Annotated in this window: 19 protein-coding genes and 1 riboswitch; of the genes, 12 read left to right on the top strand and 7 right to left on the bottom strand. The window is 70.5% G+C overall.

Features of this window, described 5'->3' with window-relative positions; translation table 11 throughout:
- From AB0A63_RS18020 to AB0A63_RS18010, 3 genes are read left to right on the top strand one after another with little or no spacing between them, the layout of a single operon-like run.
- Positions 1–819, top strand: coding sequence for an amino acid ABC transporter permease (locus AB0A63_RS18020; RefSeq protein ID WP_360392133.1), 819 nt, complete (start codon positions 1–3; stop codon positions 817–819).
- Positions 800–1,564 carry an amino acid ABC transporter ATP-binding protein gene (locus AB0A63_RS18015; protein WP_360392130.1) on the top strand — a complete coding sequence of 255 codons (765 nt, stop codon included), beginning with the start codon at positions 800–802 and terminating at the stop codon, positions 1,562–1,564. The genes AB0A63_RS18020 and AB0A63_RS18015 overlap by 20 nt, the downstream gene beginning before the upstream one ends.
- Complete coding sequence (locus AB0A63_RS18010; protein WP_360392128.1) at positions 1,565–3,229, top strand: aminotransferase class V-fold PLP-dependent enzyme; 1,665 nt, start codon at positions 1,565–1,567, stop codon at positions 3,227–3,229.
- A gap of 18 nt (positions 3,230–3,247) precedes the next feature.
- Here AB0A63_RS18010 and AB0A63_RS18005 read toward each other — a convergent pair whose 3' ends face one another.
- Genes AB0A63_RS18005 through AB0A63_RS17995 form a run of 3 tightly spaced genes read right to left on the bottom strand, consistent with a single transcriptional unit; the run spans position 3,248 to position 4,694 of the window.
- The gene (locus tag AB0A63_RS18005; RefSeq protein WP_360392125.1) at positions 3,248–3,670 is read right to left on the bottom strand and encodes an Imm1 family immunity protein; all 423 of its coding nucleotides are present in this window, start codon (positions 3,668–3,670) and stop codon (positions 3,248–3,250) included.
- Positions 3,671–3,697: 27 nt separating this feature from the next.
- Positions 3,698–3,880, bottom strand: a complete 183-nt coding sequence (locus AB0A63_RS18000; protein WP_360392122.1) for a DUF397 domain-containing protein — start codon at positions 3,878–3,880, stop codon at positions 3,698–3,700.
- Entirely contained in the window at positions 3,855–4,694 is an 840-nt protein-coding gene (locus AB0A63_RS17995; protein ID WP_360392119.1) for a helix-turn-helix transcriptional regulator, read from the bottom strand. The genes AB0A63_RS18000 and AB0A63_RS17995 overlap by 26 nt, the downstream gene beginning before the upstream one ends.
- 100 nt (positions 4,695–4,794) lie before the next feature.
- Between AB0A63_RS17995 and AB0A63_RS17990 the strand changes: the two genes are divergently transcribed.
- From AB0A63_RS17990 to AB0A63_RS17955, 8 genes are all read left to right on the top strand, one after another.
- Positions 4,795–7,095 (top strand): chitobiase/beta-hexosaminidase C-terminal domain-containing protein, encoded by a 2,301-nt coding sequence (locus AB0A63_RS17990; RefSeq protein ID WP_360392116.1) that lies wholly within the window; start codon positions 4,795–4,797, stop codon positions 7,093–7,095.
- A 93-nt stretch (positions 7,096–7,188) separates the two neighbouring features.
- Positions 7,189–7,542, top strand: a complete 354-nt coding sequence (locus AB0A63_RS17985; protein ID WP_360392681.1) for a hypothetical protein — start codon at positions 7,189–7,191, stop codon at positions 7,540–7,542.
- Positions 7,535–8,149 (top strand): DUF6879 family protein, encoded by a 615-nt coding sequence (locus AB0A63_RS17980; RefSeq protein ID WP_360392113.1) that lies wholly within the window; start codon positions 7,535–7,537, stop codon positions 8,147–8,149. The genes AB0A63_RS17985 and AB0A63_RS17980 overlap by 8 nt, the downstream gene beginning before the upstream one ends.
- Positions 8,149–10,527: a tetratricopeptide repeat protein gene (locus AB0A63_RS17975; RefSeq protein WP_360392110.1), complete on the top strand. Its 2,379-nt coding sequence runs from the start codon at positions 8,149–8,151 to the stop codon at positions 10,525–10,527. The genes AB0A63_RS17980 and AB0A63_RS17975 overlap by 1 nt, the downstream gene beginning before the upstream one ends.
- 59 nt (positions 10,528–10,586) lie before the next feature.
- Positions 10,587–10,976 carry a TIGR03618 family F420-dependent PPOX class oxidoreductase gene (locus AB0A63_RS17970; protein ID WP_360392678.1) on the top strand — a complete coding sequence of 130 codons (390 nt, stop codon included), beginning with the start codon at positions 10,587–10,589 and terminating at the stop codon, positions 10,974–10,976.
- A complete protein-coding gene (gene cbiE, locus AB0A63_RS17965) occupies positions 10,957–12,102 on the top strand; it encodes a precorrin-6y C5,15-methyltransferase (decarboxylating) subunit CbiE (RefSeq protein WP_360392108.1) in 1,146 nt (381 codons plus the stop codon). The genes AB0A63_RS17970 and cbiE overlap by 20 nt, the downstream gene beginning before the upstream one ends.
- Positions 12,099–12,839 carry a precorrin-4 C(11)-methyltransferase gene (gene cobM / locus AB0A63_RS17960; RefSeq protein WP_360392675.1) on the top strand — a complete coding sequence of 247 codons (741 nt, stop codon included), beginning with the start codon at positions 12,099–12,101 and terminating at the stop codon, positions 12,837–12,839. Before cbiE ends, cobM begins: the two co-directional genes overlap by 4 nt.
- Positions 12,836–13,537, top strand: coding sequence for a cobalt-precorrin-6A reductase (locus AB0A63_RS17955; protein WP_360392105.1), 702 nt, complete (start codon positions 12,836–12,838; stop codon positions 13,535–13,537). The genes cobM and AB0A63_RS17955 overlap by 4 nt, the downstream gene beginning before the upstream one ends.
- Here AB0A63_RS17955 and AB0A63_RS17950 read toward each other — a convergent pair.
- From AB0A63_RS17950 to AB0A63_RS17940, 3 genes are read right to left on the bottom strand one after another with little or no spacing between them, the layout of a single operon-like run.
- Positions 13,509–14,960 (bottom strand): precorrin-2 C(20)-methyltransferase, encoded by a 1,452-nt coding sequence (locus AB0A63_RS17950; protein ID WP_360392103.1) that lies wholly within the window; start codon positions 14,958–14,960, stop codon positions 13,509–13,511. The two genes, AB0A63_RS17955 and AB0A63_RS17950, sit on opposite strands and share 29 nt — an antisense overlap.
- Positions 14,957–15,577, bottom strand: coding sequence for a precorrin-8X methylmutase (locus tag AB0A63_RS17945; RefSeq protein WP_360392101.1), 621 nt, complete (start codon positions 15,575–15,577; stop codon positions 14,957–14,959). Before AB0A63_RS17945 ends, AB0A63_RS17950 begins: the two co-directional genes overlap by 4 nt.
- The gene (locus AB0A63_RS17940) at positions 15,574–16,554 is read right to left on the bottom strand and encodes a hypothetical protein (protein WP_360392098.1); all 981 of its coding nucleotides are present in this window, start codon (positions 16,552–16,554) and stop codon (positions 15,574–15,576) included. The genes AB0A63_RS17945 and AB0A63_RS17940 overlap by 4 nt, the downstream gene beginning before the upstream one ends.
- Before the next feature lie 8 nt (positions 16,555–16,562).
- Positions 16,563–16,697, top strand: a riboswitch (cobalamin riboswitch).
- 33 nt (positions 16,698–16,730) lie between these two features.
- Between AB0A63_RS17940 and cobN the strand changes: the two genes are divergently transcribed.
- Entirely contained in the window at positions 16,731–20,297 is a 3,567-nt protein-coding gene (gene cobN, locus AB0A63_RS17935) for a cobaltochelatase subunit CobN (RefSeq protein ID WP_360392095.1), read from the top strand.
- On the opposite strand, the gene AB0A63_RS17930 is transcribed toward cobN, so the two are convergent.
- Complete coding sequence (locus tag AB0A63_RS17930; protein ID WP_360392092.1) at positions 20,258–20,932, bottom strand: helix-turn-helix domain-containing protein; 675 nt, start codon at positions 20,930–20,932, stop codon at positions 20,258–20,260. The genes cobN and AB0A63_RS17930 overlap by 40 nt on opposite strands.
- Between the last annotated feature and the right edge of the window lie 19 nt (positions 20,933–20,951).

Here is a 20,951-nt window from a genome sequence, read left to right as displayed (position 1 = left end):
ATGTCCGATCAGAAGCAGGATCATGAGCTCGTCGTCGTCCCGCTGAGCCACCCGTGGCGGTGGGTCAGCGCGGGGATCATCGTCATCATCATCGCCGGCCTGGGCTGGGCGATGGCGGAGGCGCAGATCCAGTGGGAGCACGTCCCGGGGTTCTTCACGCACCCCGTCATGCTCGAAGGCCTGGTCAACACCATCGTGCTGGCCATCGCCGCGCAGGGCGGTGCGATCGTGCTCGGCGTGGTGGTCGCGCTGATGCGGCTGAGCGCCAACCCGGTCGCACGGTGGTTCGCCATCGGCTACATCTGGCTGTTCCGCGGCCTGCCGGTGCTGCTGCAGATCCTCATCTGGTTCAACCTCGCGCTCGTCTTCCAGAACATCAGCATCCCGATGGTGTTCAGCGTGCCGACGAACGTGGTGATGACCGCGTTCGTGGCGGCGTTGCTGGGGCTGGGGCTGAACGAGAGCGCCTACATGGCCGAGATCGTCCGCGCAGGTCTGTCCAGCGTGGACCCCGGTCAGACCGAGGCGGCCAAGTCGATCGGCATGACGCCGGCGACGACGTTGCGGCGGGTGGTCCTGCCGCAGGCCATGCGCGTGATCATCCCACCGACCGGCAACAACTTCATCAACATGATCAAGGGCACGTCGATGGCGTCGGTGATCGCGTTCCTGGAGCTCATCCACGCCGCGAACAACATCGCCTCGCGCAACCTGGAGATCATGGAGACCCTGTTCGCCGCCGCGGCCTGGTACCTGGTGATGGTGTCGCTGGCGTCGGTCGGGCAGCACTACCTGGAGCGTGCGTATGGCCCTCGTTGAGGCGGTCGATGTCCGCAAGTCGTTCGGTCACACCGAGGTGCTCAAGGGCATCGACCTGGAGGTCGAGCGGGGTGAGGTCGTGTGCCTGCTCGGGCCGTCCGGTGCCGGCAAGTCGACGTTCCTGCGCTGCGTGAACCACCTGGAGACCATCGACGCGGGCCGCATCTGGGTCGACGGCGTGCCGGTCGGGTTCCGCGCGGCCGGCGGCAAGCTGTACGAGCTGAAGGAGCGCGACGTCGCCCGGCAGCGCCGTGACGTGGGCATGGTGTTCCAGCGGTTCAACCTGTTCCCGCACCGCACGGCGCTGGAGAACGTCTTCGAGGGCCCGGTGCACGTGCTCGGCGTCAACCGGGCCACCGCCGTCGCCGAGGCGCGCGACCTGCTGGAACGGGTCGGGCTCGCGGAGAAGGCCGGCGCCTACCCGGCGCAGCTGTCCGGCGGCCAGCAGCAGCGTGTTGCGATCGCCCGCGCGCTGGCGATGAAACCCAAGCTGATGTTGTTCGACGAGCCCACGTCGGCGCTGGACCCCGAGCTCGTCGGGGAGGTGCTCGACGTGATGACCGGTCTCGCCCGCGACGGCATGACGATGATCGTGGTCACCCACGAGATCGGCTTCGCCCGCTCAGTCGCCGACCGCGTGGTGTTCCTCGTCGACGGCGCGGTCGTCGAGTCCGGCACCCCGGCCGACGTGCTCGACAACCCGCAGCAGCCGCGCACGCGGCAGTTCCTCGCAAAGGTGCTCTAGGTGACCAACTCCTCGTACCTCGCCCAGTTCCGCGAACCGGAGGGGTACCTCGACTTCGCCCGCTTCGGCCCCCCGTCGATCCCGGTGGTGGCGGCCACGACCCGGCTGATGGAGCAGGCGTCGCTCGCCGGTCCCGCCACGGTGGACACGCTGATGCGCGAGGAGCAGCGCGTCAAGGCCGCCGCCGCGCGGCTGTGCCGCACCGACACCGACCACGTGGCGCTCGTGCCGAACACGTCGACCGGCCTCTTCCAGGCCGCGTTCGGCCTGACCGGCACCGTCATGTACTCGGCGGCGGAGTTCCCGTCGAACACGTACCCGTGGGTGCGCGCGGGCCTGCCGTCGGTGGTGCTCGACGGCGCGGTGACGGCGTCCTCGGTCGTCGACGCGCTGACGCCCGAGGTGTCCGCGCTGTCGGTGTCCGCCGTGGACTTCCGCACCGGCTACCGGGCGGACCTGGCGGCGTTGCGCGAGGCCGTCGGCGACCGCCTGCTGATCGTGGACGGCATCCAGGGCTTCGGCGTGGTCGACGAACCGTGGGAGGTGGCCGACGTGCTCGTGGTCGGCGGCCAGAAGTGGTTGCGAGCCGGGTGGAGCACCGGTTTCGTGGTGCTGTCGGACCGCGCGCTGGAACGGCTCCAGCCCGTGCTGTCCGGGTGGACGGGCGCGGTGGACGCGGGCCTGTTCGACAACGCCGTGCACGCCGCAGCCCCCGACGCGGCGGCGTGGAACGTCACCAACCTCTCCCCGGTCGTGTCCGGTGCGTTCGCCGAGGCGCTGGAGCTCGTCGAGCTGGCGGGAGTAGGCGCGCTCGACACCGCCGTCGCCGAAGTCGTCGCCGAACTGGAGGAGATCGTGCTGTCGTGCGGCGGCGAGGTCGTCTCCGCCCGCGACCGCCGCGCCGGCATCCTGGCGTTCACGACGGCCGAGGCCGCGCCGGTCGTGGGGGAGGCGCTGAAGTCGTTCGGCGTCACCGCCACCGTCCGCCCGGAGCACGTCCGCCTGTCCCCGCACGCCACGACCACCCGCGGCACCCTCGAACGCGTCCGGTCGGCGCTGCGGTCGCTGTCCGGTCCGTCGGTCTCGACCATGCCGGCGGCGCTGTCGGCGCTGGTGCCGACGGTCGACAGCCTCGCCACGGCACTGGGCCCGGACACCGAGGTCGTGGTGCACGACCTGTCCCGGCTGCCGAACTCGATCATCGCGATCGCCGGCTCGCTCACCGGCCGCCAGGTGGGCGGCCCGATGACGGACCTGCTGCTCGGCCTGGTCCGCCGCGGCACGACGACCGACATGCCCGGCTACGAGACCTACGCGCCGGACGGCCGCGCGATCTGGTCGTCGACGACCTTCGTGCGCGACGCGGCCGGGGTGGCGGTGGGCTGCCTGTGCGTCAACAAGCTCGCCGCGCACGAGGCGTCCGGGCCCGTCGAGTCGTTCCCGCAGGACGTGGACACACTCCAACGGGTGCTCGTCGAGAAGGCGATCGCCGACGTCGGGGTGCCGGTCGAGCTGATGAAGAAGGTGCACAAGTCGCAGGTCGTGCGGGTGCTGGACGAGGCGGGGTTCTTCCTGATCCGCGACTCGGTCGACCACCTGGCGAGCGTGCTCGCGGTGACCCGCTACACGATCTACAACTACCTCAACGCGAACCGGGGCACGTGAGGGCTGCCGGCGGGCCGCTCACCACCAGTCCGGAGCGGCCCTCCAGGCGGGCGCGACCGGGCGCTCGCCGCCGGTGGTCATGAACTCGTGGGCGGCCCGGCGCACGACGTCCAGCGGGATCTCGGAGTCGGCCGGGTACTCGGTGTCCGAGCTCATCAGGTAGTACAGGACCGGTTCGGCGGAACCCCAGTCGGTTCCGGGCGTTTCCGTGCTGAACCACTGCTGCCCGCCACCGGCGTAGTACAGCGCGCCCCGACCGGCCTGGCCGTGCAGCCCGACGTTGAAGTTCGCGCGGCCGGGGTTCTCGGCCACGTACAGGTCGACGAGCACGCGGCCGTCCCGACCGGCGACGGCGTCCAGCACGGCGTCCAGCTCGGCCGGGGTGCGGACGATCACGGCGTCGTCCTGGTCCTCCTCGTACCAGGCTTCCAGCTCCACCACGGCTCTGTTCTCCGAGGGTGCTCCGTCTCAGCGCGAGCCGACGTGTGCGACCAGCGAGCGCCAAGCGGGAGTCGAGAACGTGAGCACGTCGCCGCTCACGTTCTTCGAGTCCCGCACCTGCGCGTTGTGGGCCAGCGACACGTCGACACAGGCGCTGGCCTCGCCTCCTGTGCTGTAGCTGCTCTTACGCCAGGTCCGTTCCCGCGCCATTGGAATCCCCTCGAAGTCGGCTGATGTACTCCATCAGCTTGCGCTTCGATTGTTCCTGATCCAAGGCGAACGTCTCCAGTCGCTTGAACAGAGCTACTGCAACCTCGATCGCAGCATCGTCCTGAGCGAAAACCTGTGCCAGTTCACTGTCGGTGTACGCAACCGGCGGCGCCTTCTCGAACTCCAGCAGAGCGCAACCCGCCGTCAGGATGACCGCGTCCTCAGGGATGATCCGCACGATGTGCGTGTTGAAGAGCATGCGGAGGTACTGCTCCTCCATGATTTTGTCGTCGCCGACGTAGGTTTGCAGAGCGCGTTCGAGCACGTAGATCCGGATCTCCGGTCGTCTGGCGCGCCGCAGGATCGTTTGCCGGTCGATGCGGCACTGCACGCACGCCGCGATCTTCTCCAGGGCAACCAGCCCCGCTTTGCGGTACAGCGCATCGGCGTACTCGGCTGTCTGGACGAGACCAGGGGCGGTGCTGGTCTCCACCCAGGTGATCTTCGTGGCCAGCGACTCGGCCATCATGAGCGTGCGCAGGTTCTCCGGCATCTGGGCGAAGTACGGGTCGAAGGCGTGCCGGTACCGGGCCTGAAAAGCCTCGATGTACTCCAGGTCCTTGCCGCACACCGTCAGGTACTGGATGATGTCGCCCGCGCTCGCGTGCGCCTTCCCGTGTTCGATGGTGGAGACCTTGCTCGGGTCCCAGCCGAGCCGGTTCGCCATGGCGCGGCCGTGCAGCGACGTGCTCGTCTCCCGGATGAGGCGCAGCTCGTCGCCGAGGTCACGGCTGTACGCGGTGGAGTAGGTCATGGCCTCCGACGCTATTGCTTGAAGTCGTTTCAAGGTACGGACCCGTTCGGGTGGAAACGGCGCTTGTCCCGCGGACCCGCGCCGTTTACCGTCATCAGGTGTGAGAGCGCTCTCAAAGACGAGATTGCAGGCCGGCTTCGCTGCCGTTGCCGTTGTGCTGGCTTCATTAGCCGCGTCCGACACCGCTTCGGCGGCGGCGGACTACACGCAGAACGTGACGTCCGTCAGCACGTCCGAGGCGAGGATCAACTTCACGCCGACGACGCCCGCTCTGTACGTGGACGTCCACTACCTGATCACCAACACGCCCCAGCAGAACTTCCGGATGACCAACAACGGCGGGACGTGGCAGAAGTCCGTCGGGTCGCTGTCGGCGGGCACGGTGGTCGAGTACTGGTTCACCTACGAGAAGAGCGGCCCCCAGTACGACACGCCGCACTTCACCTACACGCACGGCAGCACGCAGGCACCGGTCGCCACTCCCACGTTCAGCCCACCGGGCGGCGCCTACACGTCCGGGCAGACGGTGACGATCTCCACCGCCACCTCCGGCGCGACCATCCGGTACACAGTGGACGGTTCGACGCCGACGGCGTCCTCCCCGGTCTACAGCGGGCCGATCTCGGTGCCGAGCTCCAGGACCATCAACGCGATCGGCATCAAGTCCGGGCTCGCGAACTCGTCCGTGGGCAGCGCCACCTACACCATCGGCACGCAGCAGGGTTGCGTGCAGTCCAACACGCCGAACTTCGGGCCGAACACCCGGATCTTCGACCCGAGCATGTCGGCGGCGAGCATCCAGACGCAGCTGGACGCGGACTTCAACATGCAAAAAGACACGCTGACGGCGCAGATGGCGCCGCGGCGGGTCGCGCACCTGTTCAAGCCGGGCACGTACAACATCCACGACGACGTCGGCTACTACACGTCCGTCGCGGGTCTGGGCCGCAACCCCGGTGACGTGGTCATCAACGGCGACATCACCGTGGACGCGTTCAACGAGTCCGACCAGGGCGTGGCGCTGCAGAACTTCTGGCGCTCGGCCGAGAACATGGCCGTGAACCCCAGCAACGGCACCAACCGCTGGGCCGTCGCGCAGGCCGCGCCGTTCCGCCGCATGGACATCCGCGGCAACCTGGCGCTCTACCCGGCCTCCTACGGCTTCGCGTCCGGTGGCTACACCGCCGACACGCGCGTGTCCGGGCAGACGGCGTCGGTGTCGCAGCAGCAGTGGTACACCCGCGACTCCAACTACGGCAGCTGGAACGGCGGCGTGTGGAACATGGTGTTCTCCGGGACGCCCGGCGCTCCGGCGACCACGTTCCCGAACCCGCCGTCGACGACCCTCGCGACCACGCCGGTCTCGCGCGACGTGCCGTACCTGTACTTCGAGAACGGTGCCTACCGGGTGTTCCTGCCCTCGTTGCGCACCAACGCCTCCGGTGCGTCGTGGATCAACGGCGGCACGCCCGGTTCGTCGTTGCCGATGAGCCAGTTCTACGTCGTCAAGTCCGGTGACACCGCCTCGACGATCAACGCGGCGCTGGCCCAGGGCTGCAACCTGTTCTTCACGCCCGGCATCTACAACGTCAACCAGACGCTGCAGATCACCCGGCCGAACACCGTCGTGCTCGGCATCGGGTACGCGACGATCGTGCCGCAGAACGGCGTCACGGCCATGCAGGTCGCCGACGTCGACGGCGTGCGGATCAAGGGCGTCCTGTTCGACGCCGGCACGACCCTGTCGCAGTCGCTGCTGACCGTCGGCACACCCGGCTCGTCGGCCTCGCACTCGGCGAACCCGATCACGTTGCAGGACGTGTTCTTCCGCGTCGGCGGCGCCATCGCCGGCAAGGCCACGAACAGCCTCGTCGTCAACAGCAACGACACGATCATCGACCACACCTGGGTCTGGCGCGCCGACCACGGCAACGCCGGCACCTACGGGTGGAACGAGGCCATCGGCGACACCGGTGTCGTCGTCAACGGCAACAACGTGCTGGCCACCGGCCTGTTCGTCGAGCACTACCAGAAGTACCAGGTCATCTGGAATGGCAACAACGGGCGGACGATCTTCTTCCAGAACGAGATGCCCTACGACGTGCCGAACCAGGCGGTGTGGAACTCGCCGAACGGCCTGGCCGGCTACGCGGCCTACAAGGTCGCGGACAACGTGACCACGCACGAGGCGTGGGGGCTCGGCAGCTACTGCTTCTTCAACGTCAACCCGTCGGTGCGGGCCCACCACGCGTTCGAGGTGCCCAACCGGTCCGGGGTGCGGCTGCACAACCTGCTGACCGTGTCGCTCAACTACAAGGGGACCATCACACACGTGGTCAACGAGACGGGAGGGGTGACGCCGCCGGGAACCGTGCCGGTGAACGTCGTCAACTACCCGTAGGCGCTCGATCATGCAAACGGCCCGTCACCTTCGTGACGGGCCGTTCGCTATTGAGGTTCATACGATCGGTGGAAGAACGGCTTCGTGGTTCCGATGTTTTCGGTGCTAACCTTGATTCTCTTACGTTTGGGGAGAAAGGACATTCTTGTTATGTCCACAAACATATGGCAACCGAATCCGTCGGCTGACTTTTCCCGGCGCTGGGGAATCGCACCGCAGGAACCGGGCAGCGGCGGTGAGTCCGACGAAGCCGCCAGCGGTGGTGAGTCCAAGTGCCCTGACATCTGGGAGCTCGACAACGGCGACGTCGCGGTCATCGGCCGCGACCTCACCCCGGAGTACGCGGGGCGCCTGCCGGACGGCGTCAGCGTCGGCGCGGACGAGCGGCTCGTCGTGCTGCCGCGGGGAATGGTGATCGCGGCGAAGGCGGACATCCCCGATGCATGACCTGTTCGGTGGTGCGGAAGGCGAGCTGCTGCTCGGAGACGCATACCTCGACGACTTCGACCGGCGCTTCTGGAACAGCGGCCGGTCCGGCTTCTGGAAGCTCGAACGGCTGCAGCACTTCGAGGAGCCGGGGGACGACAGCTGGGAGGCGTTCCACGAGGGCGACTGGCACCGGTCCCTCGCGCTCCTGGACGAACGCAGGCCGGCTCTGCGTGCGCATTACGCGAAGATCGAGAACGCGGGGTTCGTCACCTCCCGAGTGCGAATAGTGGAGCATCCGCTGACGGACTACCTGAGGTGGGAACTGCACCTGCTCCGCGTCAGGGATCAGCTCGGCGGCCCTACTCGGATCCTGCTCCGGCAGGAGGTCGCGCGCTTCGAGGAAAAGAGCCTGCTGCCCGAGCTGATCACCTTGGGCGACGACGTGATGTACGAGATCCTTTATGAGGAGAACGGGCGTCTGCGGGGCGCAGTGCTCTACACGGGTGCCTCTCCGGTGCTCCGTTGTCGCGAGTTCATCACACGGCTGTACGAGAAGGCGGAACCGATCAGCACGTACTTCGCACGTGAGGTCGAGTCGTTGGGGCCACCGCTGCGGAGCCGGTGATGGAGCCGGACGACCGGCTTCAGCCGAGCTCCTCGGTCTCCGGGTCCGCCGCCGACGTGGTGCAGGCGAGGGATGTCGAAGGCGGCATCCACTTCCACGGTCCGCGCGACCACGAACGGCCGTTGCCGCGGCCGAACCAGCTGCCCGGTGGCACGAGCGGGTTCGTGAATCGACTGCACGAGCTCGCCCGGCTCGACGAGGTGCTGGAGCAGGCCGACGAGGAACCGGTCGCCGTCTACCTGATCACCGGCACGGCCGGTGTCGGCAAGACGTCGCTCGCACTGCACTGGGCGCACAGCGTCCGGCACCGGTTCCCGGACGGCCAGCTCTACGTCAACCTCCGCGGCTACGACCCCGGCGCGCCGGTGACGGCCGAGCAGGCGCTGGAACGGTTCCTGCGGGGGCTCGGCGTGCCGGCCACAACGATTCCGGTCGCCCTGGAGGACCGGTCGGCGTTGTTCCGCTCGCTGCTCGCCGACCGGCGCGTGCTGGTCGTCCTGGACAACGCGGCGAGTCCCGGCCAGGTGCGGCCGCTGCTGCCCGGCAGCTCCACGTGCCTGGTCCTGATCACCAGCCGCAACCGCTTCTCCGGGCTGGTGGCCCGCGACGGTGCTCGGCGGCTCGTGCTCGACATGCTCTCCGAGGAGGAGGCGGTTCGGTTGCTGCGCACGGTCACCAGCGGCTACCGGCGCGACGACGACACGACCGACCTGGTCGAGCTGGCGAGGCTGTGCGCGCGGCTGCCCCTGGCGTTGCGCATCGCCGCGGAACGCGCGTCGAGCCGTCCGCTGATGATGCTGAACGAACTGATCGACGATCTGCGCGACGAGTCGGCGCTGTGGGACGCGCTGACCGCCGACCAGGACGACGAGTCGGATGCCGTGCGGACCGTCTTCGCCTGGTCCTACCGGGCTTTGCACGCGGATGCCGCCCGGTTGTTCCGGCTGCTCGGACTCCACCCCGGAGCGGAGTTCGGCGTCACCGCGGCGGCCGCGCTCGGCGGCCTCGGTCTGTCCGAGACCAGGAAGTTGCTCGACGTGCTGATCGGCGCGCACATGCTGGAACAGCACGCGCCGAACCGGTTCCAGTTCCACGACCTGTTGCGCATCTACGCGGCACAACAGGCGTTCCACCATGAAGATGCCGCTGCCAGAAGGGACGCCGTGGACCGGGGACTGAGCTGGTACCTCCACACGTTGTCGAACGCGACAGCGGTCATCGCACCACTCGACCGGCGCGTCGTCCTGACACCCTTGCCCGCGAACACGACTCCTGTGTCCTTTTCGGACCGGGGCGAGGCGTTCGACTGGTACGAACGTGAGCGGGCGAACCTCGTCGCCGCCGTCCGCACCGCCGTCTCGGCCGGCCGGGACGACGTCGCGTGGCGGCTGCCGGTGCTGTTGCGCAGCATCTACGTCAGCCGCAACCCGTTCGAGGACTGGATCGAGACCAGCTCCGCCGGGCTGGCGGCCGCGGAGCGGATCGGCGACCTGGCAGCCCAGGGCGAGGTGCTCGACAGCCTCGGCAAGGCCTACCTCCAGTCGCAGCAGCTGGAGCGCGCCGAGGAATGTCATTCGCGGGCACTGGCCCTCCGCGCGGAGAGCGGCGACCGCTACGGGGAGATGGTGTCGGTCAACGCCCTCGGACTGCTCGAGTGGCGCCGCCGAAGGCTCACTCCTGCCATCGAGCGCTTCCGGCAGTGCCTGGAGATCGCTCAAGAGCTCGGTGACCGCCGCTGGCAGGCACTGGCGATGACCAACCTGGGCGGTGCCAGCTACGACCTCGCGGAGCTCCCGGCCGCGGTCGACGCCCTCGGCCGTTCCGTGCAGACCTACCGGGACCTCGGCGACCGTGCCTACGAGGGGAACGCGTGGTTCCTGCTGGCCGCGGCCCAGCGGGAGAACGGCGAGCTCGACGCGGCGGCGGAGTCGATCGGGCGAGCGCTCGCCATCGCCGAACAGGACCACCACGTCGCCTGGGAGGCGTACTGGCTGACCGAGTTGGGCCGAATCCAGCGTGCCAGGGGAGAGGTGGCCGACTCCCTGGTCTCCTACCAGCGGTCCGCGGTGGCGCAGCGGCAGCTCGGTGACCGCAACCGGGAAGCAGAGGCGCTCGACGGCACCGGTGAGGCCTACCGGGAACTGGGCAGGCCGGACGAGGCGGAGAAGTTCCACCGGACCGCCGTGACCGCCTTCCGGGACACCGGCGACCGGTGGATGCTCGCGTGCGCACTCACCAACCTGACCCTCGCACTCAGGGAGTCCGAACAGCCGGGCCAGGCAGCCGCCACCGAACAGGAAGCGCTCGCGGTCTTGGCGGAGTTCGACGAACCGCGGGCGCGGCAGCTCGTCGCGACGCTCCGGAGCTCGAACCGATGACCTGACTTCGCGTGACGGTGCTCTCCCTCGATTTCGTCAGCGGGCCCCGCGCGGGGATGATGCGTGCCATGTCGATCGAGCGCGGCCCCGAGTTCACCGAGTTCTGGACGGAACGGCACCTGTGCACGCTGTCCACCGTGCGTGCGAACGGCACGCCACACGTGGTGCCCGTGGGAGTGACGCTCGACCGGGTGAACGGTGTCGCGCGGGTGATCACGGACGGCGCGTCGTGGAAGGTCCGGCACGTGCGCGGGGCCGGGTACGCGACGGTGTGCCAGGTGGACGGACGCCGGTGGTCCGCGCTGGAGGGGCCGGCGACCGTCCGCGAGGACGCCGAGTCCGTCGCCCAAGCGGAGGAGCTGTACGCGCAGCGTTATCGTCAGCCGCGGGTCAACCCCACACGGGTCGTGATCGAGATTCAGGTGCAGCGTGTCTCCGGATCAGTCTGACGTCCTCGTCGTCGGCATCGGCGCCGACGGGTGGGACGGGCTCTCACCCGCCGCGCAGGCCGCCGTGTCGCGGTCGAAGGTGCTGATGGGCTCGCAGCGGCAGCTCGATCTGGTGCCGGGCGAGTTCGAGCGGGTCGCGTGGCCCTCGCCGCTGGTGCCGGCGCTGCCCGCGTTGTTCGAGAAGTACCGGGACGTGTGCGTGCTCGCCTCCGGCGACCCCATGTTCCACGGCATCGGCACGACGCTCGTGCGCATGCTGGGGCCGCGCGTCACCGTCATCCCGCACCCGTCGTCGGTGTCGCTCGCGTGCGCGCGGCTCGGGTGGGCGTTGAACGAGGTCGAGGTCGTCTCGCTGGTGGGGCGGTCGGTCGACCTGCTGCGACCCGCGCTCACGGCCGGGCGGCGGGTGCTGGTGCTCGGCGGGGACGCCGAGGCCGTGGCGGCGCTGGCGGGACCGATCACGGTGCTGGAGCAGCTGGGCGGGCCGCACGAGCGGGTCTACCCGTGGTCGGGGCAGCTCGCGGACCCGCTGTCGGTGATCGCCGTCGAGTTCAGCGGACCGGGGTACTCGCGGGTGCCGGGACTGCCCGACGACGCCTACGAGACCGACGGCCAGCTCACCAAGCGCGAGGTGCGGGCGGTGTCGGTGGCGCAGCTGGCGCCGTTGCCGGGGCAGCTGTTGTGGGACGTCGGCGCGGGGTCGGGGTCCATCGCGATCGAGTGGGCGCGCACGCACCCGACGTGCAGGGCCATCGCCGTCGAGCAGGACGCGGTGCGGGCCGAACGGATCGTGCGCAACGCCGCCGCGCTGGGCGTGCCGGGTGTGCAGGTGCTCGTCGGGCGGTCGCCGGAGGCGTTGGAGGGGCTGGAGAAGCCCGACGCGATCTTCATCGGCGGCGGGCTGACGGTGCCCGGCGTGGTGCAGTTCTGCTGGGACGCACTGGGTTCCGGTGGACGACTGGTGGTCAACGCGGTGACGCTGGAGTCGGAAGCCGTTGTGGCGCAGTGGTACGCGCGGCTCGGCGGGGACCTGGTGCGGATCGCGGTCAACCGCGGGTCCGCCGTCGGCGGGTTCACCGGCTGGCGGCCGCACATGCCGGTGACGACGTGGAGCGTGACCAAGTGACCGTGCACTTCATCGGCGCCGGACCCGGTGCCGCCGACCTGATCACCGTGCGGGGCCGCGACCTGATCGCCTCCTCGCCGGTGTGCCTGTACGCCGGTGCGCTCGTTCCGGTGGAGCTGCTGGAGTTCTGCCCGGACGGCGCACGGCTGGTCGACACGGCGAACCTGACGCTCGACGAGATCATCGCTGAGCTGGTGGCGGCCGACGAGGCCGGACTGGACGTGGCGCGGTTGCACTCCGGCGACCCGGCGGTGTTCAGCGCGATGGCCGAGCAGATGCGGCGGCTGGACGCGCTGGGCATCGGCTACGACGTGACGCCGGGGGTGCCGGCGTTCGCGGCCGCGGCGGCGTCGTTGCAGCGCGAGCTGACCGTTCCGGGCGTCGGGCAGACCGTCATCCTCACGCGGACGTCGCAGCGGGCCACGCCGATGCCGGAGGGCGAGGACCTGGACACGCTGGGGCGGTCGAACGCGACGCTCGTGCTGCACCTGGCCGTGCAGCGGATCGCGGACGTGGTCGCGGAGCTGGTGCCCAACTACGGCGCGGACTGCCCGGTCGCGGTCGTCGCGTACGCCTCGCGCGCGGACGAGGTCGTGTTGCGGGGCACCCTCGACGACATCGCCGCCCAGGTCGCCGCGGCGGGCATCAAGCGGACCGCGGTGATCATCGTGGGGAAGGTGCTGGGGGCGACGCAGTTCCCGGACAGCCACCTGTACTCGGCGACCCGCGTTCGATGATTCTCATCCTCGGCGGCACCGGCGAGGCCCGCGCGCTGGCGTCCCGGGTCACCGCGGTGTCCTCCCTGGCCGGACGGGTGCGCGAGCCGCGGCTCCCGGCCGGACAGGTGCGGGTCGGCGGGTTCGGTGGGGTGGACGGGCTCGCGCAGTGGTTGCGGGACAACGACATCCACGCCGTGGTCGACGCCACCCACCCGTTCGCGGCGCGGATCACCGCGAACGCTTTTGAGGCCTGCCAACGGGTCGGGGTGCCGCTGCTGGTCCTGCGGCGGCCCGGGTTCACGCCCCGGCCGGGATGGACCCGGGTGGACAGCGTCGCGGACGCGGCGGCAGCCCTGCCCGGTGAGCGGGTGTTCCTCACGACCGGGCGGCAGGACCTCGCCGAGTTCGCCGGGTGTCCGCAGTGGTTCCTCGCGCGCATGGTCGAACCGCCGGAACCGCCGATGCCCCAACGGATCGAGGTGCTGCTGGCGCGCGGGCCGTTCACCGTCGAAGACGAGCTGGCGCTGATGCGCGAGCACCGGATCGACGTGCTCGTGACGAAGGACAGCGGCGGCGCGATGACGTCGGCGAAGCTGGACGCCGCGGAACGGCTCGGCCTCCCCGTCGTCGTCGTGCGGCGGCCACCGCTCCCACCCGTGGAGGCGGTGGCCACCGTGGACGAGGCCGTCAGCTGGTTGGGTACCGCCGGGGCGTGAACACGACCCCCTGCTCGGTCACGACGGTCTGCGACGAGCCGACGACCAGCAGGCAGCGCATGTCGATCGTGGCCGGGTCGAGCGCGCCGAGGGTGAGGACGCGGATCTCCTCCTCCGGACCGCCGACGTCCCGGCCGACGACCAGCGGCGTGTCCGGCGAACGGTGCTTGAGCAGCAGGTCGCGCATCTCCGCCACCTGGTGCGTGCGGGCCTTCGAGGCCGGGTTGTAGATCGCGATCACCAGGTCCGCCTTGGCGGTGGCCTCCAGGCGTTCGGCGATGACGTCCCACGGCTTGAGGCGGTCGCTCAACGAGATCACCGCGTAGTCGTGCCCCAGCGGCGCACCGGCCTTCGCGGCGACGGCGTTCGCGGCCGTGACACCGGGGAGCACCCGCACCGGGACGTCCGGGTGTTCGGCGGCCACTTCGAGGACCGCGGTGGCCATCGCGAACACACCGGGGTCACCCGACGAGACGACCGCGACGCGCGACCCGCGGCGGGCCAGGTCGAGTGCGAAGGAGGCGCGCTCGGACTCGACCTGGTTGTGCGAGGCGTGCTTCGTCTGGCCGGGGCGGTCGGGCACCCGGTTCAGGTAGGTGGTGTAGCCGACGAGGTCGTCGGCGGACTCCAGTGCCCGCTTGGCCTCCGGGGTGAGCCAGGAGTGGTGGCCTGGGCCGAGACCGACGACCACGACCTCACCACCCGGCCGCGCCGGCCGGGAGTTGCTGGGCAGCAACGCCAGCGAGAAGTACGGCACCGACCCGGGGTCGACGTCGGCGAGCTTCGCCGTGCGCTCCCGCCCGGTGGTCGCCCGCTCCACGTACCAGGCGCCGTCGAGCCGCCCGGCCTCCTCCAGCGCCTGCCGGACGTTGCCGAAGGTGCGGCCCAGCTTGAGGATCGCGGCGCAGTCGGTGTCCGCGATCCGCGCGGCCAGCTCGGCCGGCGGCAGCGTGCCGGGCAGGATCGTGAGCACCTCGTCCCGTTCGACGAGCGGGGTGCCCAGTACCGCGGAGGCACCGCTGACGGACGTGACGCCGGGGACGACCTCCGCCTCGTAGCGGTGGGCGAGCCGCTTGTGCATGTGCATGTAGGAGCCGTAGAAGAACGGGTCTCCCGCCGCGAGGACGACCACCGTGCGGCCGGCGTCGAGGTGCGCGGCCAGCGTGGCGGCGGCCTCCTCGTAGAACGCGTCGATCTCGCCCTGGTAGTCGTCGGTGTCCTCGGTGGTGACCGGGTAGACGAGCTGCTCCATGATCTGACCGTCGCGGAAGTACGGTGCCGCGATGCTCTTGGCGTTGCTGCGACCGTGCCGGGCGCTGTGGTAGGCGATGACGTCGGCTTCCCGGATGAGCCGTGCGGCCTTGACCGTCACGAGTTCGGGGTCACCGGGACCCACACCGACGCCGTAGAGCTTGCCCGTCATTCGACCTCACTAGCGATCGCGTTGATGGCGGCCGCCGTCATGGCGCTGCCGCCGCGCCGGCCGCGGACCACGAGGTGTTCGAGATCCGTTGCGGCCAGGGCGTCTTTGGACTCCGCGGCGCCGATGAACCCGACCGGGATGCCGAGCACGGCCGCCGGTCGCGGGGCTCCGGCCGCGATCAGGTCCAGGAGGTGGAAGAGGGCGGTGGGGGCGTTGCCGATGGCGATCACCGCGCCGTCGAAGCGGTCGGCGAGCAGTTCGAGTGCCGCCGCGCTGCGCGTGTTGCCGATCTCGGTCGCCAGTGCGGGGGTACGGGGGTCCTGCAGGTAGCAGAGGACCTCGTTGTCCGCGGGGAGGCGCCGGCGGGTCACGCCGGACGCGACCATGTTGGCGTCGCACAGGATCGGGACGCCGGCGCGCAACGCCGCGCGGGCGTCGCGGACGACGTGCGGGGAGAACCCGACGTCCCGCGGCAGGTCCGTCATGCCGCAGGCGTGGATCATGCGGACCACGACCTGGGCGACGTCGGCGGGGAAGGCGGTGAGGTCTGCCTCCGCGCGGATGGTGGCGAAGGACTGCCGGTAGATCTCCGCGCCGTCCCTGATGTACTCCGTCACCTGATCTCCTCGTAGCCGTCGCCGGTCGCGACGAACTCGATCACATCACCGGCCGGACGACCACATCGGCGTGAGCAACCCGACCAGTGCACCGGCCGCGAGTGGGGCGTGCCGAGCCACGCGCGGGCGTCGGCGCGGACGTCCGACAACGACTTCGCGCACCCCGGCTTGCCGGTGCACGCGCTCACCCCGTGCCACGGCGAGGCGGGGTCGGTGATCAGGCCGGACGTGTCGGTGCCCGGCGGCACGACGAGGGAGCGCCACGGGGTCAGGCGCAGGGCCGTGCCCGGCAGCTGACCGGCGTCGAGCCGGCCCAGTGGAACGCCTGGTGTCACAGGTGAAGGTGCGACAGGAGTCACAGCCGGGGTGACGCGCGGTGCGGCGGAAGTGCCGAGGTGGGCGGTGATCTTGCGCACACCGCCGTCCACTTCGGACAGGCGCCAGGCCGTGCCGCGCAGCTCCTGGAACAGCCGGGCGGCGGTGACGACGGCGTCCACGGGGTCGTCGACCCGGACACCTGTATCGGTACCGGCGAGCAGGAGCGCGTCGTCCACCAGGCCGATGTCGCCGCCCAGACCGCTCACCGAAGCACCCACCGTCACCAGGAAACGCCCTGGTAGGGCGGCGAGTGACGGGTCGGAGCACAGGGCGGTGTCCAGTGCGTCGACCAGCGCCTGGTTGTCGTCCAGGGGCGCGGCGATGATGTTGCGGATGCGTTCGTGGGTGTCCGACGGCAGCAGGCCGCACGCACGCAGGCGGGCACCCAGCTCGACCCCCGACGTGAGGCCCCTGATCTGGAGGTTCGCCCGCGAGGTCAGCTCCAGCACGCCCGACCCCAGTTCGGCCGCGGCGGTGCGCACGACGTCCCACTGAGCTGCGGAGAGGGTGCCGCCGGGGACCCGGATGCGGGCCAGCCCGCCATCGGCCGCCTGGTGCAGCTCGACGGCGCCGGGGCAGGCATCCGGGTGAGTACGCATAGGTCGGACTGTAACCCGCCGGTTAGGGTGAGCCCGAACGACGAAGCGCAGGAGGAAGCCGGTGCGAATCCGGCGCGGTCCCGCCACTGTGACCAGCGAACTCGCCGGGAGTCAGGAACTCCGCTTCGTCGCGACCCGTGACCTGGGGCGAGGACCCCACGAGGGATGGAGCCCGCGTGATCCTGCTGTTGTCGACCTCCGACACCGACCTGCTGTCGGCGCGTGCGAGTGGCGCCGAGTACCGGCTCGGCAACCCTTCGCGCACGACCACCGACGACCTTCCCGCGCTGGTCGAGGGCGTGGACCTGGTCGTCGTGCGCATCCTCGGCGGCCGCCGGATGTGGGAGGAGGGCCTCGACTGGCTGCTCGCGCAGCCGCTGCCCGTGGTCGTCCTCGGCGGTGAGATGCAGCCCGACGCGGCGCTCATGGAGCTGTCGACGGTGCCGGGCGGCGTGTGCGCGGAGGCGCACCTGTACCTCGCGCAGGGCGGGCCAGGAAACCTCGCCGAGCTGCACAAGTTCCTCGAGGACACGATCCTGCTGACCGGCCACGGGTTCGCCGCGCCCGCCGCCACCCCCACGTGGGGGGTGCTGGAACGCGAGCCGGCCGCGGTGGAGGGCCCGACGGTCGCGGTGCTCTACTACCGCGCACACCACGTGGCGGGGAACACGGCGTTCGTGCACGCGCTGTGCGACGCGATCGAGGCCAAGGGCGGCAGGCCGCTGCCGGTGTTCTGCTCGTCGCTGCGCACCGCCGAACCCGAGCTGCTCGACACGCTCCGGCAGGCCGACGCGCTGGTCGTGACGGTCCTCGCGGCCGGCGGCACGAACCCGGCGAACGCGAGCGCGGGCGGTGACGACGACGCGTGGGACGTGGGTGCGCTGGCGGCGCTGGACGTGCCGATCCTGCAGGGCCTGTGCCTCACCTCCAGCCGTGAGCAGTGGGACTCCAACGACGACGGCCTGTCACCGCTCGACACCGCGACCCAGGTGGCGATCCCCGAGTTCGACGGCCGGATCATCACGGTCCCGTTCTCGTTCAAGGAGATCGACTCCGACGGTCTCACCGTCTACGTCGCCGACCCGGAACGGGCGCTGCGCGTCGCGGGCATCGCGACCAGGCACGCGCGGTTGCGGCACATCCCGGTCGGCGAGCGCAGGGTCGTCGTGATGCTGTCGGCGTACCCGACCAAGCACTCCCGCATCGGCAACGCGGTCGGCCTCGACACACCCGCCTCCACGGTCCGGTTGCTGAAGGCCATGCGGGAGCACGGTTACGACATCGGCGACGACCTGCCGGGCGTCGACGAGCTCGACGGCGACAAGCTGATCCACGCGCTCATCGCCGCGGGCGGCCAGGACGTGGACTGGCTGACGCAGGAGCAGTTCGAGAGCAACCCGGTGCGCATCGCGGCCGCCGACTACCGGCGGTTCCACGAGACGCTGCCGGAGGAGTTCCGCGAGTCGATGCGGGAGCACTGGGGTGAAGCGCCCGGTGAGCTGTTCGTGGACCGCAGCAAGGACAAGGACGGCGAGATCGTCCTCGCGGCCCTGCAGTCCGGCAACGTCACCGTCATGGTCCAGCCGCCGCGCGGGTTCGGCGAGAACCCGATCGCGATCTACCACGACCCGGACCTGCCGCCCTCGCACCACTACCTCGGTGCCTACCACTGGATCGAGTCGAGCTTCCGCGCCGACGCCGTGGTGCACGTGGGCAAGCACGGCAACCTGGAGTGGCTGCCGGGCAAGACCGTCGGCATGTCGGCGTCCTGCGGCACGGACGCGGCGCTCGGCGACCTGCCGCTGATCTACCCGTTCCTCGTCAACGACCCCGGTGAGGGCACGCAGGCCAAGCGGCGCGCGCACGCCACGCTGGTCGACCACCTCGTGCCGCCGATGGCCCGCGCGGACAGCTACGGCGACATCGCGCGGCTGGAGCAGTTGCTGGACGAGTACGGGAACATCTCCGCGATGGACCCGGCCAAGGTGCCGGCGATCCGCGCGCAGATCTGGACGTTGATCAAGGCCGCGAAGCTCGACCACGACCTGGGGCTCGACGACCGGCCGCACGACGCGGAGTTCGACGAGTTCATCCTGCACGTCGACGGCTGGCTGTGCGAGGTCAAGGACGTCCAGATCCGCGACGGCCTGCACGTCCTCGGCCAGGCGCCGGCGGGGGAGACCCGCGTCAACCTGGTGCTCGCGATGCTCCAGGCGCGGCAGATGTGGGGCGGTCAGGTCGCGGCGCTGCCCGGTCTGCGCGAGGCGCTCGGACTCGTCGGCACGGCGCGTGAAGACGTTGACACCGTGGAGGAACAGGCCCGCGTGCTCGTCCAGGCGATGGAGGACGCGGGCTGGGACGCCGCCGTGGCGAAGACGCTGCACGAGAACACCGACGTGCAGAAGATCCTGGAGTTCGCGGCCGTCGAGGTCGTGCCGCGGCTCGCCCGCACGACCGACGAGATGACGCACGTCCTGCACGCGCTCGACGGTGGCTACGTCCCGGCCGGTCCGTCCGGTTCCCCGTTGCGCGGCCTGGTGAACGTGCTGCCGACCGGCCGCAACTTCTACTCGGTCGACCCGAAGGCCATCCCGTCGCGGCTCGCGTGGGAGACCGGCCAGGCGATGGCGGACTCGCTGCTGGAGCGCTACCGGGCCGACAACGACGGCGAGTGGCCGCCGTCCGTGGGTCTGTCGGTGTGGGGCACGTCCGCGATGCGCACCGCCGGTGACGACATCGCCGAGGTGTTCGCGCTGCTGGGCGTGCGACCGGTGTGGGACGACCAGTCCCGCCGCGTGACCGGTCTGGAGGTCGTCCCGCTCGACGAGCTCGGCCGGCCGCGCATCGACGTCACCGTGCGGATCTCCGGGTTCTTCCGCGACGCCTTCCCGCACGTCGTGTCCCTCCTGGACGACGCGGTGCAGCTGGTCGCGGCGCTGGACGAACCGGCGGAGCAGAACTTCGTGCGGGCGCACGCGGTGCAGGACCTGGCGGAGCACGGCGACCACCGCCGGGCGACGCTGCGGATCTTCGGTTCGAAGCCCGGTGCGTACGGCGCCGGCGTGCTGCCGTTGATCGACAGCCGCAACTGGCGCGACTCGCAGGACATCGCCGAGGTGTACGCGGTCTGGGGCGGCTACGCCTACGGTCGCGGTGTCGACGGCATCGCCGCGCGCGCGGACATGGAGTCGGCGTACCGGCGGATCGCGGTGGCGGCCAAGAACATCGACACCCGCGAGCACGACATCGCCGACTCGGACGACTACTTCCAGTACCACGGCGGCATGGTCACGATGGTGAAGGCGCTGACCGGCAAGGCGCCCGCCGCGTACGTCGGGGACAGCACGCGCCCGGAGGCGGTGCGGACCCGCACGCTCACCGAGGAGACCTCGCGGATCTTCCGCGCCCGCGTGGTGAACCCGCGCTGGGTCAACGCGATGCGCCAGCACGGGTACAAGGGCGCGTTCGAGCTGCAGGCCACGGTCGAGTACCTGTTCGGCTACGACGCCACGACCGGCGTGGTCGCCGACTGGATGTACGAGAAGCTGACCGAGACCTACGTGCTCGACCCGGAGACGCGGAAGTTCCTGCAGACCTCGAACCCGTGGGCGTTGCACGGCATCGCGGAACGGTTGCTGGAGGCCGCCGAGCGCAAGATGTGGGAGCACCCGGAGGAGGCCACCCTGGACGCGCTGAGGGCGGCCTACCTGGAGACCGAGGGCGACCTGGAGGACGGCGCCTGATCGAGGCGCACGCAGCAGTGGTCCGGTGACGGGTCGAGGCGGGCGCGGTAGCCCGCCCCGATGCCGTCGGCCAGGCCGGTGAGCAGGCGGAGGTTCAGGCCGCAGACCAGCTCGGTGTGGCGTTGCGCGAGGCTGTGGAACGGGCAGTTGCCCAGCAGGACCGAGCCGTCCCCGGCCCGCGGCTCGAACCCGAAGTCCTCCAGCGCCTGCACGAGGTCGCCCCGCGCGGCGGCCGCGAGGGCCGTGCCCCACTCGTGCGCGCGGCGGCGCAGGACCTCGCGCGGGGGCTCACCGGTGGTCTCGGCTTCGAGGAGCGCGTCGGTCAGCAGGTGGCTCGCGGCCTCGTACCGCCGGTCCGGCAGCGACACCGCGATCTGCTCCTCGGCACGGCGGTAGAGCTTCGCCGGACGGCCCGCGCCCGGTCCGCCGCGTCCGGTCCGGCGCTGGTGCACGACTGTGAGGAGGCCCATCTCGACCAGCTTGTCGAGGTGGAACCCGGCGGTCGTGCGGGGCAGTCCGGCGGCTTGCGCGGCCTCGTCCTTGCTGATCGGCGCGGTCCGGCGGGCCACGAGGTCGTACAGCCTGCGCCGGTTCGGTTCGTCCAGGGCCGCGACGGCGGCGACGGGGTCGGCCATCTCTAAAAACTACTCCCAT

The sequence above is a fragment of the Lentzea sp. NPDC042327 genome (genome assembly GCF_040647275.1).
Lineage (GTDB): Bacteria > Actinomycetota > Actinomycetes > Mycobacteriales > Pseudonocardiaceae > Lentzea.
Note: the sequence above shows the minus strand (reverse complement) of the source record. Positions and strands in the feature narration are given on the sequence as shown.